This is a genomic window from Bradyrhizobium genomosp. I (2014) (assembly GCF_000261685.1).
In the GTDB taxonomy this organism is placed as follows: domain Bacteria; phylum Pseudomonadota; class Alphaproteobacteria; order Rhizobiales; family Xanthobacteraceae; genus Bradyrhizobium.
Genome location: NZ_AJQE01000097.1, coordinates 1 through 14,441, shown reverse-complemented (window position 1 = coordinate 14,441; position 14,441 = coordinate 1). Strand labels below are relative to the sequence as shown.

The 14,441-nt window shown below is 63.3% G+C and carries 17 protein-coding genes; 15 read left to right on the top strand and 2 right to left on the bottom strand.

What is annotated here, in order from left to right:
• The first annotated feature begins 45 nt into the window (after positions 1–45).
• The 10 genes from IC50_RS09265 to IC50_RS09225 all read left to right on the top strand — a co-directional run bounded on the left by IC50_RS09265 (position 46) and on the right by IC50_RS09225 (position 7,991).
• Positions 46–501, top strand: a complete 456-nt coding sequence (locus IC50_RS09265; RefSeq protein ID WP_028141941.1) for a low affinity iron permease family protein — start codon at positions 46–48, stop codon at positions 499–501.
• A gap of 644 nt (positions 502–1,145) precedes the next feature.
• Positions 1,146–2,606: a glucan biosynthesis protein G gene (locus IC50_RS09260; protein ID WP_080670152.1), complete on the top strand. Its 1,461-nt coding sequence runs from the start codon at positions 1,146–1,148 to the stop codon at positions 2,604–2,606.
• The gene (gene mdoH / locus IC50_RS09255) at positions 2,594–4,705 is read left to right on the top strand and encodes a glucans biosynthesis glucosyltransferase MdoH (RefSeq protein ID WP_028141943.1); all 2,112 of its coding nucleotides are present in this window, start codon (positions 2,594–2,596) and stop codon (positions 4,703–4,705) included. The genes IC50_RS09260 and mdoH overlap by 13 nt, the downstream gene beginning before the upstream one ends.
• Before the next feature lie 180 nt (positions 4,706–4,885).
• Complete coding sequence (locus IC50_RS09250) at positions 4,886–5,224, top strand: DUF1236 domain-containing protein (protein ID WP_035703254.1); 339 nt, start codon at positions 4,886–4,888, stop codon at positions 5,222–5,224.
• An 80-nt stretch (positions 5,225–5,304) separates the two neighbouring features.
• Positions 5,305–5,724: a hypothetical protein gene (locus tag IC50_RS09245; protein WP_050990942.1), complete on the top strand. Its 420-nt coding sequence runs from the start codon at positions 5,305–5,307 to the stop codon at positions 5,722–5,724.
• Positions 5,725–5,895: 171 nt separating this feature from the next.
• Positions 5,896–6,096 (top strand): hypothetical protein, encoded by a 201-nt coding sequence (locus IC50_RS09240; RefSeq protein WP_028141945.1) that lies wholly within the window; start codon positions 5,896–5,898, stop codon positions 6,094–6,096.
• 16 nt (positions 6,097–6,112) lie between these two features.
• Positions 6,113–6,520: a hypothetical protein gene (locus IC50_RS09235; protein WP_035703251.1), complete on the top strand. Its 408-nt coding sequence runs from the start codon at positions 6,113–6,115 to the stop codon at positions 6,518–6,520.
• A 100-nt stretch (positions 6,521–6,620) separates the two neighbouring features.
• Entirely contained in the window at positions 6,621–6,830 is a 210-nt protein-coding gene (locus IC50_RS09230; protein ID WP_028141947.1) for a hypothetical protein, read from the top strand.
• Between the two features lie 5 nt (positions 6,831–6,835).
• Positions 6,836–6,958 carry a hypothetical protein gene (locus IC50_RS43675; protein ID WP_256379450.1) on the top strand — a complete coding sequence of 41 codons (123 nt, stop codon included), beginning with the start codon at positions 6,836–6,838 and terminating at the stop codon, positions 6,956–6,958.
• A gap of 4 nt (positions 6,959–6,962) precedes the next feature.
• Positions 6,963–7,991 (top strand): glycosyltransferase family 4 protein, encoded by a 1,029-nt coding sequence (locus IC50_RS09225; RefSeq protein ID WP_035703245.1) that lies wholly within the window; start codon positions 6,963–6,965, stop codon positions 7,989–7,991.
• A gap of 81 nt (positions 7,992–8,072) precedes the next feature.
• Here the strand turns inward: IC50_RS09225 and IC50_RS09220 are convergent, their stop codons facing one another.
• Positions 8,073–8,300 carry a hypothetical protein gene (locus IC50_RS09220; RefSeq protein WP_028141949.1) on the bottom strand — a complete coding sequence of 76 codons (228 nt, stop codon included), beginning with the start codon at positions 8,298–8,300 and terminating at the stop codon, positions 8,073–8,075.
• A gap of 644 nt (positions 8,301–8,944) precedes the next feature.
• Here IC50_RS09220 and IC50_RS09210 point away from each other — a divergent pair.
• The 3 genes from IC50_RS09210 to IC50_RS42410 are packed head-to-tail and all read left to right on the top strand — an operon-like array spanning position 8,945 to position 10,606.
• Complete coding sequence (locus IC50_RS09210) at positions 8,945–10,042, top strand: DUF1236 domain-containing protein (RefSeq protein WP_050990941.1); 1,098 nt, start codon at positions 8,945–8,947, stop codon at positions 10,040–10,042.
• A gap of 24 nt (positions 10,043–10,066) precedes the next feature.
• Entirely contained in the window at positions 10,067–10,384 is a 318-nt protein-coding gene (locus tag IC50_RS09205; RefSeq protein ID WP_035703241.1) for a hypothetical protein, read from the top strand.
• Between the two features lie 60 nt (positions 10,385–10,444).
• On the top strand, positions 10,445–10,606 hold the full coding sequence (locus tag IC50_RS42410; protein ID WP_193374107.1) for a hypothetical protein: 162 nt from the start codon (positions 10,445–10,447) through the stop codon (positions 10,604–10,606).
• A gap of 224 nt (positions 10,607–10,830) precedes the next feature.
• On the opposite strand, the gene IC50_RS09200 is transcribed toward IC50_RS42410, so the two are convergent.
• A complete protein-coding gene (locus IC50_RS09200) occupies positions 10,831–11,196 on the bottom strand; it encodes a response regulator (RefSeq protein WP_035703238.1) in 366 nt (121 codons plus the stop codon).
• 229 nt (positions 11,197–11,425) lie between these two features.
• Here IC50_RS09200 and IC50_RS43025 point away from each other — a divergent pair, with 229 nt between their 5' ends.
• Both IC50_RS43025 and IC50_RS09185 read left to right on the top strand, forming a co-directional pair.
• Positions 11,426–12,301: a sensor histidine kinase gene (locus IC50_RS43025; RefSeq protein ID WP_081492397.1), complete on the top strand. Its 876-nt coding sequence runs from the start codon at positions 11,426–11,428 to the stop codon at positions 12,299–12,301.
• 1,183 nt (positions 12,302–13,484) lie between these two features.
• Positions 13,485–14,219: an outer membrane protein gene (locus IC50_RS09185; protein WP_035703233.1), complete on the top strand. Its 735-nt coding sequence runs from the start codon at positions 13,485–13,487 to the stop codon at positions 14,217–14,219.
• The last annotated feature ends 222 nt before the right edge of the window (positions 14,220–14,441 follow it).

The following is a 14,441-nucleotide window of genomic DNA, read 5'->3' as shown; positions in this document are numbered from 1 at the left end:
AACCCGCGAACCTCTTCGCCCGTTCTCTCAAAATCGGAGGATCTCATGCGTGATAGGCGGAAGAAAACGGAAGGCGGCACCGCCCGCTTCTTCGGCGAGTTTGCTACCCGCACCTCGCAGGCTGCGGGGCGCGCGTCGACCTTCGTGCTCGCGGCCCTGGTGGTCATCATCTGGGCAGTCACCGGTCCGTTGTTCGGCTATTCGGACACGTGGCAGTTGGTCATCAACACCGGCACCACCATCGTCACCTTCCTGATGGTCTTCCTCATTCAGAATTCCCAGAACCGCGACAGCGCAGCCATGCAGGTCAAGCTTGACGAATTGATCCGCGTCGGGACGGCGCGAAACTCCCTTGTCGGTATCGAGCATCTCACGGACGAAGAGATCGAAGACCTGCGGGAGAAATGCGAATCGCGCGCCAAAGCGGAAAAAACGGCGAACGAGCGTGTGAAGACGACCGGACGACGGGCCCGCCGCGCCGCCGAGCAGGCGGCAAGTTAATCGCTGCGGCACCTATACCGCGAAGGGTGTCAGGGCCGCCCGCAACAGGGTACAGGTCGGTCGTCACGATAGAAGGAAGGTGCTCTCCAGACGTAAGTGGGTCCTTGGCCGATCACCTGCGCGAAGCGACGAGAGCTACGCTCCGAAGGGAGTTAGGTACTCGCCGGGCATTCGCGTAGCGAGCCGACGCTGAGTTGAACCGCTGCCTACCGATTTCTCGAATGGTCAGATCGGAGAGTGCGGCAGCATCGGTCACACCGCGCTGATGAAGTTCGAGCATCTTCCTTGCGACGACAGCGCACAAGGGCCCTCGCGATCGACGAGTTCGAGTTTTCGGAGAGCGGCCTTGAAGGCCAACTCGAGAGCGTTCCGCTATTCTGGCGCAATGGTGATGTCCGCGAGCAAGCGCGCAATAGGCATGGTTGTGCTCCACTTGGTGCGGGCGGGAGCGCAATCGGTCTCTCAGCCACCGACGCCTACGGGCAGAGCCTCGGCCAATGATGCTGGAAGTATGTACCTCTGGGACTATACGCGGGCCGTGGAACCCACGGGCCATGGTGATCGTTGCTTGGCCGCGGCAGCAGTAGCGAGGAGTACACGTGAACCGACGCCAGCTTGTTCAAGGGTCGGCGTTACTGCCGGCGATGCTACTCGCCTCGCGCAGCGGCTTCGCCGCTGCGTCGGACGAGACCTTTGGCCCGTCGACGGTGAGGGATCTTGCCCGTGCGATCGCAAGCAAGCCGTTCGAGGCGCCCGACGAGAAGCTGCCGGCCGGGTTGAAAGACCTGGACTACGACCAGTACCGTTCGATCCGCTTTTTGCCTGAGCGGGCCCTTTGGCGTGGCAAGAATCTTCCGTTCGAAGCGCAGTTCTTCCATCGTGGCTTCTTTTACAAGAACAGGGTGAATATCTTCGAGGTCGCGGATGGAAAGGTCGCCGAGATCAAGTACCGCAAGGCGGACTTTTCTTTCGGAGAGAAGGTCCCGGCGTTCGAGGAGACGGATCTCGGGTTCGCAGGCTTCCGCATCCATGCGCCCATAAACCGTCCCGACTATTACGACGAGGTCTGCGTATTCCTGGGCGCGAGTTATTTCCGCGCTGTGGCCAAGGGGCAGACGTACGGGCTCTCCGCCCGCGGACTCTCGATCGATACCGGCGAAGCCAAGGGCGAGGAGTTTCCGCTCTTCAAGGCCTTCTGGCTCGAGCGGCCGGCGTCGGGTGCAACCTCGATGGTCATCCAAGCTCTCCTCGACAGCAAAAGCTGCGCGGCAAGCTACCGCTTCACCGTCCGGCCGGGCGAAACCACGGTGTTCGACGTTGAAATGTCGGTCTATCCGCGCGTCGAAATGCAGCGCGCCGGTCTCGCGCCCATGACCAGCATGTTCTTCTACGGCCCGAACGACCGCAACGACATCGACGACTTCCGTCCGTCGGTCCACGATTCCGACGGCCTGGCGATCTTCAACGGCAAGGGCGAAAGCCTTTGGCGCCCGCTCAGCAATCCGCGCGATCTGCAGATCAGCACCTTTCAGGATCTCAATCCCCGCGGCTTCGGCTTGATGCAACGGGAGCGAAACTTCTTCGCCTACCAGGACATCGAGTCCAGCTTCGAAAAACGCCCAAGTCTCTGGATGGAGCCCATCGGCGATTGGGGCGAGGGCGGGGTCACGCTATTCGAGATCCCGACCAAGGAGGAGGTTCACGACAACATTGCCGCGTTCTGGCGGCCGAAGAACCCCCTGCAGGCCAAGGGCGAACACAACTACACCTATCGGCTGCACTGGGGCCCGGATAGCCCGAAGCCGCATTCGCTGGCGCGCTTCACGCGAAGCGGAATAGGGGCGCGGGGCGAGGATGCCCGCCTCTTCGTCCTCGATCTGGTCGGTGAGAACCTGAAGGGCATCGATCCCGCGGGCGTGAAAGGCGTGGTGACGGCGGAGAAGTCCGAAGTGAAGAACATCGTCACGCAGCCCAATCCCTACACCGGTGGCTGGCGGCTCAGCTTCCAGTGCCAGGTGAAAGGCGAGCCGATCGAGCTGCGCGCGTTTCTGACCGAGGGTGACAAGCCCTTGTCGGAAGTCTGGGTCTACCGATGGGCCCCCTGACCACGGCGACGCGACCGGTCGCCGGCGATATCGCGACGGAGCGCCTGCTGCCTCGCGAGACGCCGCTTCCGATGGCTCCTGGCAACCTCGGGAAGGCCCGGGTCCCCGACCGCGTTCCTGCGGCGGTGGGCTCCGCGATGGCTTGGCGCCGCGGCCTCATTCTGCTCGCGACGGCGGCGCTCACGGGCGCGGGCGGCTACGAGATGTATCGCGTGCTGGAGGTCGGCGGCGTCACCGTACTGGAAGCCATGGTGCTGGTGCTGTTCCTCGTTTTGCTCGCGTGGGTGGCTTTCTCGTTTGCCTCCGCACTCGCCGGGTTCTTCGTGCTGCTGACCCATCCGACCGCGGTAGTTGCGGAGCTGCCTGCGATCGTGAGCCGCACCGCCATGCTGCTTCCCACCTACAACGAGGACCCGCACCGATTGACGGCGCGGCTTCGCGCGATGATCGAATCCTTGGAGGCGACCTCGCACGGGGAGCTGTTCGACTGGTACGTTCTGAGCGACAGCACCGACCCGGACATCTGGGTCGCCGAGGAGAAAGCGTTGCTCGCGCTACGGCAGGCGGTGGGGACGCCGCGACTGTACTATCGCCACCGCGCCGACAACACGGCGCGGAAAGCCGGCAACATCTCCGAGTGGATCACGCGGTTCGGCGCCGTCTACGACTTCATGATCGTGCTCGACGCCGACAGTCTCATGAGCGGACAGACCATCGTCCGGTTGGTCCATGCCATCGAGGCCAATCCGACCGCGGGGCTCGTCCAAACGCTCCCGATGGTGGTCAACGCGCGAAGTTTTTTTAGCCGCGTCCAGCAATTCGCGGGCCGGCTGTACGGGCCGATGATCGCCGCCGGCGTGGCCTGGTGGCACGGCTCGGAAGGCAACTATTGGGGCCACAACGCGATCATCCGCGTGAAGGCGTTCGCGGAAGCGGCGGCGCTGCCGCAGCTTCGGGGACCCAAGCCGTTCGGCGGGCACATCCTCAGCCACGATTTCGTCGAGGCCGCGCTGATGCGGCGGGCGGGGTGGGGTATCTACATGCTGCCGACGCTCGGCGGAAGCTTTGAGGAGGTGCCGCCTTCGCTGCTCGATTTCGCCGCGCGCGACCGGCGCTGGTGTCAGGGCAATCTTCAGCATCTCGCCGTGGTGCCCGCTCGCGGTCTCCATTGGGTATCGCGCCTGCATTTCATGGTGGGGATCGGGGCCTATCTAACGGCGCCGCTGTGGCTGCTATTCCTGCTGCTGGGGATGCTGATCTCGCTCCAGGCCCGCTTCGTGCGCCCGGAGTATTTTCCCAAGGGCTTCTCCCTCTTTCCGACCTGGCCGGCCCAGGATCCCGTGCTCGCTATTTGGGTGTTCGTCGCCACGATGGGACTGTTGTTGTTGCCGAAGCTGCTCAGTCTGGTCGTCGTTTGGACGCGGAGCCCGGTGAGGCGCCAATTCGGCGGCGCGTTGCGGACCTCGGCCGGAGTTCTCGCGGAGATCGTCATCTCTGCATTGATGGCGCCCGTAATGATGATCTTTCAGTCGATCGCGGTCGTCGAGATTCTGGCCGGCCGCGATGCCGGATGGCAGACGCAAAGACGAGACGACGGCACTGTGGAGCGCCGCGAGCTCTATCGGAAGTACGGCATCCCGACCTTGTGCGGCGTTGCGATGGCCGCAAGCGCCTACGCCGTTTCGTTGCCACTTTTGCTCTGGATGTCGCCGGTGATCGTCGGGCTGCTGTTCGCTGTTCCTATCGGGGCGCTGACGGCCAGGCCGTCGTCCGGCAAACTGTTCGCCACCCCTGAAGACCGGGAGCCGCCTTCAATCCTGCGCCGGGCCAACGAATTGAGTGCGGCGGCGGAGGTCGGCATCAAACCCGCTCTCACGGAGCTTCGCGAAGCCCCCGAGCTGCTGGCCTTTCATGTCGCCCAGTTGCCGCCACCGCGCGCTGCCAGGCCCGATACCGTAGACGCCAACCTGGCGGTCGGACGTGCCAAGGTGGATGCCAGCGAGACGTTCGAGGAAGCCGCCGCGCATCTGTCTTCGCGCGAGGTCTTCTCGATATTGAATGACGCCTCGGCGCTCTCGACCGTGCTGCAGAAGGGATGACCTTACCGAGTGCCTGGCGGACCACGCTCTCGGGGCTCGAGCCAATCCTTGATCCGAGCCGACTTCCCGCGCTCTCGCCTCCGACGTTCGGGAAAATATGGCAATTCTCCTGCCTCTTTCCGGAACCTTGCCATCATCTGCGGGTTCTCGCATGCCGCATCTGGCGGCGAGGAGAACAACATGAACAATCTTCTAGTGACGACGGCCCTGGCCGCGCTGATCTCGACGGGCGCGATGGCGCAGTCGACGGTCGTCACAACCACCGGCACCGGTCACTCGGCCGCCGTGCAGATCGAGCCGGAATACCGCACCAAGATCCGCACCTACGTCACCGAGCACAAGGTTCGTCCGGTGCAGCAGAAGATCGTGGGCGGCCAGCCCGTCCCGCGCGAGGTCGAGCTCGAGGCGGTGCCCGCCGATTGGGGTCCTTCGCTCAGGAAGTACCGCTATGTCTACTCGGGCGAGCGCGTGATGCTGGTCGATCCGTCGACCCGGACGGTCGTCCAGGAGATCGACTGAGCATTCTAGCGGGTCGCTGATCGCAGCGGCCCGCCTCCCATCCGCCGATACCTTGATTTCCCATTTCCGAGCGGCCATCCATGCCGATCATTCGTTATTTCGTCTTCGTCGGCGGGTTCCTGCTGGCGTTGCTCTTCGCTGCGGATCGGTACCTGCCCGCTCCGGTAGAAGCCGCCGCCGTGGCCGACCCCGACAGGACCATCATCCGGATAAAATCGGCGAGGAGCCTTCCGGAGAAAATCGTCTTCGACACCAGCCAGCGCGCCGAGGTACCGATGATCGCGCAGGCCGATCCGATCCCGGAAGAGCTGCCGCGGGAAGTGCGAGAAGCCATGGCCGCCATGCCTGCCGCACCATCCGGCGAGGCCCAGAAGGAAGAGCCGGCCCACGTTGCGGCGGTCCTCACGCATCCGAAGCGGTCGGCAATGCTGCGGAAGCGGACACCCGACCGCCGTCTCGCCTTCGAGCGCGCCGATGCGACTGCCGGCGGATCGTGGTGAGCGGAAAGCCTGGGAGAGGGTCAAAGAAGGGGACCGAAGGAGCAGCTTTGCAGCCGGGTGGGCTGCTCGCACGTGGGGGCCGTTCATGCTTGGGGCGGGGCGGTTAACTTTGTTGAATTCGTCGCAAAGCTATTCCGCGGTAAGCTAACTCTTCCTGCGTTGGGGGTTTCCATGTTCGATCCGGCCACGACCGCGCTCTTGCGCGCCGTATCCGACGAGGTCTGCGAAGACGTCTCGCGCCACGAAACCGCGGCGCGCACCCATGTTGCTTCGAGGATTCTGGAAGCGGCGACGAACGGCGACAGCTCGCCGGAGAAGCTGAAGCAGGTCGGACGCGCGGCCCTCCACGACGCTCCGACCATGTGGCGATAGGTCGAGGAAGGCTGGGGTGAACTTCCAGGTCACCGTGCTCAAGATCCTGGTGAGCTATCCCGACGGGTTCGCCGTCATGGTCGATCTCAAGCGCGACATGGCGATCCTGGCGACGAGCGGGCGCGACTGGGCCGAGCGGACCAAGCGCCTTGCCGCTCGCGTGCCGGAGCTCGACATCTTCTCGCAAGGATTGGTCGAGCGTCTGAATGGCGGATGGCGGATCACGGAGAAGGGCCGTGCCGTGCTGGGGTTCATGGAAGCCAAGCCTGCCGAGACAACGACGGAGAGCGCTGCGCCCGCCGTGGAGCCGCCGGCTTCAAGTCCAGCGGCGTCCACACCTCTCGCCGCCAGGCGCTCCGGCCGAAGCCAGCGCCTGCAGCGCCGTCGTGCGGTACGCGAGCGGGCCCGCGCAAAAGCTTGCTGAACGCCCGCTTGTGCGTTGAGGCACGCGCTCGGGAAAAACTGGAAACTTTGCCGACTGTGTCGAGTTGCCAGCGATCGGATCGGTCGCCGGGAGCGCAGAAATGGTTGACGATGTCGTCTTGAAGAACGCCTCGGAGACCCCCTGGAACGTGTACCGCGCTCGGCGCCCCGACGTCGGCGCTCGCGACAGCCGACGCTGTTTGCTGGAGCGCCATCTGCACAGGAGATGGGAAGAGCGCCAGGGTGATACCGGAGAGCTCGCCAGCTTCGGGATCGCTTACCTGCACCGGCTTCCCAGAGACGAATGTTGACGTGCATGAAAATGCTATTGGCACGCGCAGCCATCGGAAGCACAAGGCCCGGTTGGACGCTGCTCGCGATTTCGTTTCTGATCTCCGCGATCATCGTGATCGGCTTGCGCATCGTGTTCGGAGCCTAGCTCGATGCGGATCGCCCAGCTTGCCCCGTTGGCCGAGAGCGTCCCTCCGAAGCTGTACGGAGGCACCGAGCGGGTGATCGCCTGGCTGGTAGACGAGCTCGTCGATCGCGGGCACGACGTGACGCTGTTTGCGAGCGGCGACTCGAGCACGAAAGCCAAGCTCCATGCCGTGTGGCCGCGCGCGCTACGCCTGGGGCGGAAAGGCGTCGATCCGAACGCCGCCTGCGCGCTCTTGATCGAGGCCATCGGCGAGCGCGCGCGCGATTTCGACGTGACTCATTCTCATGTGGATTGGTTGCCTCTGCCGGTCCTGGGCCGCACTGGAGTGCCGTTTCTGACGACCATGCACGGGCGGCTCGACCTTCCGGGGCTGCCCGATGTGATCGGCACTTTCCCGAAGGCTCCTTTTGTCTCGATCTCGGACAACCAGCGGCGTCCGCTCCCGGACGCGAATTGGATCGCGACGATTCCGCACGGGCTGCCCAAGGATCTGTTTCGTCCCTCCTACGAAGCCGGATCGTACCTGGCCTTCCTCGGGCGGCTGACGGCGGAGAAGGGGCCTGAAGCAGCGATACGCATCGCGCGGGCGGTTCAGATGCCGCTCCGGATCGCCGCCAAGATACCCCGGGCCGAAACGGCCTACTTCAAGAAGAAGCTCGAACCCGAGATCGATGGAGAGACGGTCCAGCTCATCGGCGAGGTGGACGAACTGCGGAAGCAGCCGTTCCTCGCCGGCGCCTCCGCCTTGCTGTTTCCGATCGATTGGCCCGAGCCCTTCGGCCTGGTGATGATCGAGGCGATGGCATGCGGGACGCCGGTGATCGCCTATCGCTCCGGATCGGTGCCGGAGGTCGTGGAGGACGGCGTCACCGGATTCATCGTGGACGGCGAGCAGGAGGCGATCGAAGCAGTCGAGAAGGTCATCCGCTTGGACCGACGAAGGGTCCGCGCCCGCTTCGAGGAGCGCTTCGTCGCGAGCCGAATGGCGAAGGAATACGAAGAACGATATCGCGAGCTGGTCGCTGGCAGGTAGCGCCTCCGAAGGAATCGTTCGGCCGAAACAAAACGGCCCGCCCGGCGTACCGGACGAGCCGCTCGTTAAATCGGCCTGCGATCAGTGCTCGGTGCAAACCTTGGTGGTCTTTACGGCGGACTCGGCCTCCGTCTTGGTCTTGTAGACGCCGTTGCCCACCACTGTCGTGGTGGTGGTCGTCGGCTTGGTGTCGACGACGGTGCATTTCTTGGTCGTCGCATCGCGGACGATGTAGAACTCGGCGGCACTGGCGGCCTGGGTGCCGAGAGCGAAAGCGGCGAGCGCGCCGCACACGACCAGCTTCTTCATGGAGTTCTCCTCAAGCAGTTGTAAAGTGGCTATTGCTAACGAGGCGGACGCGGCAGAAGTTCCACTTTTTCCCAGTCTGGAAGCCATGATGGAACCGCTTTCAGGTGGTCTGCTTGCCCCCCTTGATGACCTGAAATCGCGGTCCGGCCAGCCTGTTTGGCGGCACGACAACCGGCTCGAAATCCGTGTCCTGTCCTTGCGCGCCCTTGCAATTTGGGCAGACGAAGAGGTGCGCGATCATCGTCGTGGGATTGTCCCGGACGAGTTCGGACCGAAACCATTTCATTGTTACACGGCAATTTGGACAGCTAGGATTGCCGACGTCCCCCAAGGAATGCCTTAGTCGTTTCATCGGCCGCCCCGCCGCTCGGCATTTGGTAAGTCGTAGCACCTCGGACGTGGCGCGAATGTATCAAAAGACACAGCGGGCCACGGTGCCATGGAGATCGTGTGGAGCGGCGTTCGCACGACGGGCGGGCGGGCGACGCCGTCTTGGTGAACGCGTGCTTGCCCTTCCGCGAAGCAGCATCTCTAGCCGCCGGGCAAATCGCAAGCTCGATCTCGCTGCGGATTGCCAGATTTTCCCGGCTGGAACCGAAGGCGGCGCCGAGGGTTGATCGGCGTCCACATTTGGGAGGTTTCAGATGAACAAGCGTTTATTCTTGGCCACGACCGCTGCGGTTGCCATCGCGACTTCGGCATTCGCGCAATCGTCTCCGAGCACGTCGAGCTCCACTCCGTCCGCAACGCAGCAAAAGGACTCCACGTCGACGCCGTCCTCTTCGACGTCGACGCCCTCGAATTCGTCGGGCTCGGCTCAGACCACTCCCTCCAGCAACTCGGCTCAGAGCCCGTCGCCGTCATCGACCAACCAGACCTCTGGTAGCCCGCCGTCCAATTCCGGGTCAGGCACCAACACCACCCAGGCGCCCGCCTCGGGCAACTCGACGAACCAGGCCCAGACCAATCAGCCGACGAACCAGTCCACGACGCCGTCCAACCAGGCGCAGACCAACTCGCCGTCTGGCACGACGCAGAGCGCCAATCCGCCGGCTTCCGGCACCAACCAGGCGCAGTCGCCCTCGGGTAGCGGCTCGACCAATACCGCGCAGCAGCCGAACAATCAGCAGAACACGGCGGATCGTTCGTCGAACACCAACGTGAATGCGTCGGTGAACATCAACGACCAGCAGCGGACCCGGATCAGCGCGTCGATTTCGCACCTGAACGTGCAGCCCCTCACCAACGTGAACTTCTCCTTGTCGGTGGGCACCGTCGTCCCGCGCGACATCCGGCTGCAGCCGCTGCCGGCCGAGGTCGTCGAGATCGTGCCGCAGTATCGGGGCTACAACTTCGTCCTGGTGAAGGACGAGATCGTGATCATCGAACCATCGACCTACAAGATCGTGACCGTCCTGCCGTACTCGGGCCGTTCGACCGCGTCGGCGCCGGCGCGCACCGAGCAGCGCAAGGTGACGTTCAGCGACCGTGAACGCGAGGTCGTCCGCAAGCACGCCAAGGCGCGACCGGTCGAGCGCGAGAAGCGGGTGACCACCGGCAGCTCGGTCCGGACCGAGATCCGGACCGGCGAGCGCGTGCCGGAGGGCGTGGAGATCGAGGCCTTCCCGGAGGAGGTCTATCGGGATGCTCCGACCCTTCGCGAGTACCGGTACATCAACCGGGACAGGCGCACCTACATCGTCGAACCTCACGAGCGTCGCATCATCGAAGAGATCGATTGATCTCGCAACCGAAGGAGAAGAACCATGAAAACCATCGTGTTGGGAGCGCTCACGGCGACCCTGATGGCAGCGTCGGCGAATGCCGCCCCGCTCGCCCCTGCGGCCATCGCATCGGCCGAGCTCGGTGCCACCGAGCAGGTCAGGCTCGTTTGTAACGAGTACGGTCGCTGCTACCGGACCCGCGGCCCACGCTACGTCCAGCGCTACTACGGCGGGGACGACGGGTACGTGGTCCGCCGGAGCTACGGCTACTATGGCGGCCCCGGCTACTACGACCGCGGCTACGGCTACTATGGCGGTGGGCCGAGCATCGGTTTCAGCTTCGGTACCCGGAGCTGGTGAACTACGAAAGGGCCGCTCTCGAGCGGCCCTTTCTCCGTCGGTTCCTGTGGGGATGATGAGATGTCGGCTGTTGCGAAGCTCCTGGCCCAGAAAGAGCAGTTGCTCGCGCGCCTTGAGACCGATCCGGGTCCGAACGAACGGGCCGAGATCCAGGCGTTGCTTTCAAAGATCGAGACGGCGCTGAAGCTGCTCGGCAACACCGCTGCCGCGGTCGACGAATAGTGGTCGGCGAGCGATTTCGCTGAAGCTCTCCCGAACAGATAGCCTGCCGGTATGAAGGCCCCAGCTCTAGGGGGCTATGAGCTGGGGCCAGTACCGGGTTCGCCCCTAGGGCAGGGGCGTTGGGAAAACTTGGCAGCCAAGCCTTCGTTCCTGCGTGAAGGAAGTTTGGATCTTCGCGCATCCACACCCGCTGAAGTTCCGGACGTGCGGCCGCCGGTTGATCGCTAGGTCGGGGGTGCTCGCCTCGTCTCGCCGAGCTCCTGGACCACCCGCACGATCTCGTCCGGGTGGAAGGGCTTTCTCACGATACGGCTGCCTTGGACCGGGCGAGGCGGGACCGGCGAGAAGCCGGTCGCGTAGACGACCGGCAAATTCGGGTACTGCTCCCGATAGCGCTCCGCGATCTGCCACCCGTCGACCTGCCCGGGTAGCCTCACGTCGGTGATCAGAACATCCGCGACGCGGCGGTCGCACCAAGCGAGCGCTTCCTCTCCCGTGCTCGCATGGATCACGTGATAGCCGGCCTCGCGCAGGGCATCGACGACGAATTCGCGGATCAGAGGATCGTCTTCGACGAGAAGTACGCTCACTGGGGGCTCTTGTGGATTTAGTGTCTCACATTCGAACGGCGCAACGTTGCGGTCGTTCCCGGCTCTGATGCAGCTTGCGAGAGCGCTGGGCCCGTGGCCTGGAGCAGACGCGCCGTAGTGAGGAACGGGCATGCGTGGCTGCGGTTCTCTGTCCATGAACAGGCTCTTCCCTCTCGTCCTGGAGCATGGGCTTCCGACAGTAGCCAGGTACGCCATTTCGGCGTGCATCATGCTGGGCTGCGCCGTCCTGCAGATGGCACTGCAGATGCAGACGGGTTCGCCGGGATATTTCCTGCTGCTTCCCGGTGTGTTTCTCTCGGGCCTCGTCTTCGACCGCGGCTCTGGAATTTTCGCAGCCATCATCGCGGTCGCCATCGGGGCCTACGTCGGCTATGCCAGCAACAACGGCATGGACTACTTGGCGACTAACGCTCTCTTCGCCATCACCGCAGCCGGAACGGCCGCCGTCGCCGAATTCCAACGCTCCGAGCTGGGGCGGGTGGTTTTGGCCGACAAGACGAAGGCCCTGCTGCTGCAGGAGATGGCTCACCGGACGAAGAACAACCTCGCAATCCTTGGCGGTATGATTAGGCTGGAGGCGAGACACGGCGGTTCGGAAGTCGCGGCCGCGCTGGAGGCCACCGCGCGTCGCCTGCAGGTGATGGCGGAGGCCTACGACCATCTCTCGCCAAAGCGGGATTCGAACTCCGTGAACATGCGCTTTTTTTTGAACAACGTCGTGGAAAAGGTCTTCCAGTCTTTGGCGCCTCCCGGGCCGATTGCATTTCAGGTGGTCTGCGAGGACATCGACCTGGCCAGCAGCCATGCGCTCGCGATCGGCATGATCACGAACGAGCTTGTCACGAACTCGCTGAAGTACGCTTTTCCCGCCGACAGGCCCGGCCACATTGCGGTCTCGTTCGCAAGTGGAAGCGGCATCGAGCTGTCGGTTTCCGATAACGGAGTCGGTCTGCCCGAGGGGGCAGAGCCCGGCGGATTGGGGTCGCGCATCGTCCAGTTGCTCGCCCAGCAGCTGGAAGGTGAAACTTCCTATGAACGGCTTGATCCTGGCCTCAACGTCCGGGTGCGGGCGAACCCGCGATAGCAGCGCGTTCGGCGAGCGGTCGCTGTCGTGGTGGGCTCTTTGAAGAAGGCAACGAACACATCGGTCGGCTTTGCCGGCAGAAGTTCGCCGTAGCAGCCCGGCATGCACACCGGCACCGCCGCCGCCGCGTCGGATCGAGACGCCGAAATGGGAGTGACGACATCGTCTTGCCACGGTCGTGTTCGTTCATGGCTGTTTCTGGCATCAACACAAGGATGCTCGAAATCCACACAGCCGGCGACCTGCAAGAATTTCTGGGCCGCAAAACTCTCGCGCGACACGTCCCCGGGACGCCGATAGCAGAAAAAAACTTCGCAAGATCGGGCGGCGAGTTCTGGTCATCTGGGAATGCGAGATCCGTACCCGAGATCTGCTCGCCGCCAAACTGAAGCGCTTCTTGGATAAGTCAACCCTGACTCTCATCCGGTGAATCGCACCTCCTGAAGGCCACAGGGATAAAGGCGGTCCTGCGATCGAGCGCAACTCGCATATCGCGGCACACCACGCATGCAAGGCTTTTCGAAAGTTTGCGGATGGGCTGCTGCCTGGAAGGCTTTTTCCGTGCGAGCAGGGAAAGCGACCAGTGGACCCAGTGGACGCAGATGATACAGGGCCGGCGGCCAAGGGGACCGACTGGACGGCCGAGCAGGTCACCATCGCAGTCGCTAAACTATTTCCTGATGCTCGGACGCGAACGAGCCACCGACAAGATTGGCCGAGCACTACCGGCGGCTGGAGCGGGAGGTGGGACGGTCGGAGAAGTCGATCGAATGGAAGCAACGTGTCGGCTGTTCTGGAGTGGCTCGGGATCGCCTGGATTCCGGGCCTGTTGCCCACAATTCGCAGGACTCCCTGTCGCAGTCCGTCGAGGTCCGGTTGGGTCTACATCCGAAAATTGTAACGGACCCCGTGCCGTTGAAGCCGCGCTTCACGTCGTCAGTGACTGGCCAGAAGCAAAAGAGTCTGCCGGCCTTGAAGACGTTCGCCACCCTATAAGAAATGCTAAGCCTTGTGGAACTTAAGTGTCTAATTGATATGAGCTATTTGGAATTATCGCGGCAGAGTGTTGCAAGCCGGCTACAGCAACGAGCGAGGGAAAGGTTAAGGTGTGCTCGGCAGTGGGGGTACGCGTGTCGTGCTTTCAACTCTTTTTCGGGGAGACACTTTAGTGAGAAGACTTCTGATGACAACGGCCGGGGCATTGGCGCTCGGTCTATCGCCTCCGGCCAGCGCGGCAGATCTGGCTGCGCGTCCCTACACGAAGGCACCTCCAATGGTCGCCGCGATCTACGACTGGAGCGGCTTCTACATCGGCGCCAACGGCGGTTGGGGCTCAAGTCGCAACAGCTGGGATTCGGTTGCCCCGTTCCTGGTGGGCCCCGAAGGTTCGCACGACGCAACGGGCGGCGTTGCGGGTGGTCAGATCGGCTATCGCTGGCAGACTGGAACATGGGTGTTCGGCCTCGAAGCGCAGGGCGACTGGGCTGACCTGCGAGGCAGCAACTTGAGCACGCTCTTCGGACCGGGCTTCCGTAACGAATCGCGGATCAATGCGTTCGGTCTGTTCACGGGTCAGCTCGGCTGGGCCACCAACAACGTCCTGTTCTACGTCAAGGGCGGTGCTGCTGTGACCGACAATCGAAACCGGATCTACTCGACTGCGACTGGCGCCTTGCTTGCCAGCACCGGCGATGACACCCGTTGGGGCGGTACCGTCGGCGTAGGCTTTGAATACGGCTTTGCCCCCGGCTGGTCGGCTGGTGTCGAATACGATCATCTGTTCATGCAGGATCGCACCCTTACCTTCACAACCCCCGCGGGCGTTGCATTCGGTGCGGATCGCATTCGTCAGGATGTCGACCTCGTCACGGTTCGCGTGAATTACAAGTTCGGCGGGCCCTCTGCCGGACGGTACTGACCGCAGCTTTCTCATATCCAGTAAACTGGCCTGGCCGCATTTGCGGTCGGGCCTTTTTCTTCATCATTTTGTTTTCGCTTCTTGATTGTCTTGAACACCAATGAGCGCCCGCCTGAAAGGCGATGAGGTGGAGTCCGCTGTGGGTCAAAAGTGGCCTCCAGTCGGCATGGCCGTGAAGGTCAGCTAGGGGCCAGAGGACTAAACCGCTCGCGCGGTAGGGCA

Excerpts from the sequence above, each read along its gene's own strand:
- IC50_RS09220 (WP_028141949.1), bottom strand. The coding sequence starts at position 8,300 with ATGAAGAAGCTGGTCGTGTGCGGCGCGCTCGCCGCTTTCGCTCTCGGC.
- mdoH (WP_028141943.1), top strand. The coding sequence starts at position 2,594 with ATGGGCCCCCTGACCACGGCGACGCGACCGGTCGCCGGCGATATCGCG.
- IC50_RS43025 (WP_081492397.1), top strand. The coding sequence starts at position 11,426 with ATGCTGGGCTGCGCCGTCCTGCAGATGGCACTGCAGATGCAGACGGGT.
- IC50_RS09205 (WP_035703241.1), top strand. The coding sequence starts at position 10,067 with ATGAAAACCATCGTGTTGGGAGCGCTCACGGCGACCCTGATGGCAGCG.
- IC50_RS09240 (WP_028141945.1), top strand. The coding sequence starts at position 5,896 with ATGTTCGATCCGGCCACGACCGCGCTCTTGCGCGCCGTATCCGACGAG.
- IC50_RS09260 (WP_080670152.1), top strand. The coding sequence starts at position 1,146 with ATGCTACTCGCCTCGCGCAGCGGCTTCGCCGCTGCGTCGGACGAGACC.
- IC50_RS09245 (WP_050990942.1), top strand. The coding sequence starts at position 5,305 with ATGCCGATCATTCGTTATTTCGTCTTCGTCGGCGGGTTCCTGCTGGCG.
- IC50_RS43675 (WP_256379450.1), top strand. The coding sequence starts at position 6,836 with ATGAAAATGCTATTGGCACGCGCAGCCATCGGAAGCACAAGGCCCGGT.
- IC50_RS09230 (WP_028141947.1), top strand. The coding sequence starts at position 6,621 with ATGGTTGACGATGTCGTCTTGAAGAACGCCTCGGAGACCCCCTGGAAC.
- IC50_RS09265 (WP_028141941.1), top strand. The coding sequence starts at position 46 with ATGCGTGATAGGCGGAAGAAAACGGAAGGCGGCACCGCCCGCTTCTTC.
- IC50_RS09210 (WP_050990941.1), top strand. The coding sequence starts at position 8,945 with ATGAACAAGCGTTTATTCTTGGCCACGACCGCTGCGGTTGCCATCGCG.
- IC50_RS42410 (WP_193374107.1), top strand. The coding sequence starts at position 10,445 with ATGTCGGCTGTTGCGAAGCTCCTGGCCCAGAAAGAGCAGTTGCTCGCG.
- IC50_RS09185 (WP_035703233.1), top strand. The coding sequence starts at position 13,485 with ATGACAACGGCCGGGGCATTGGCGCTCGGTCTATCGCCTCCGGCCAGC.
- IC50_RS09225 (WP_035703245.1), top strand. The coding sequence starts at position 6,963 with ATGCGGATCGCCCAGCTTGCCCCGTTGGCCGAGAGCGTCCCTCCGAAG.
- IC50_RS09250 (WP_035703254.1), top strand. The coding sequence starts at position 4,886 with ATGAACAATCTTCTAGTGACGACGGCCCTGGCCGCGCTGATCTCGACG.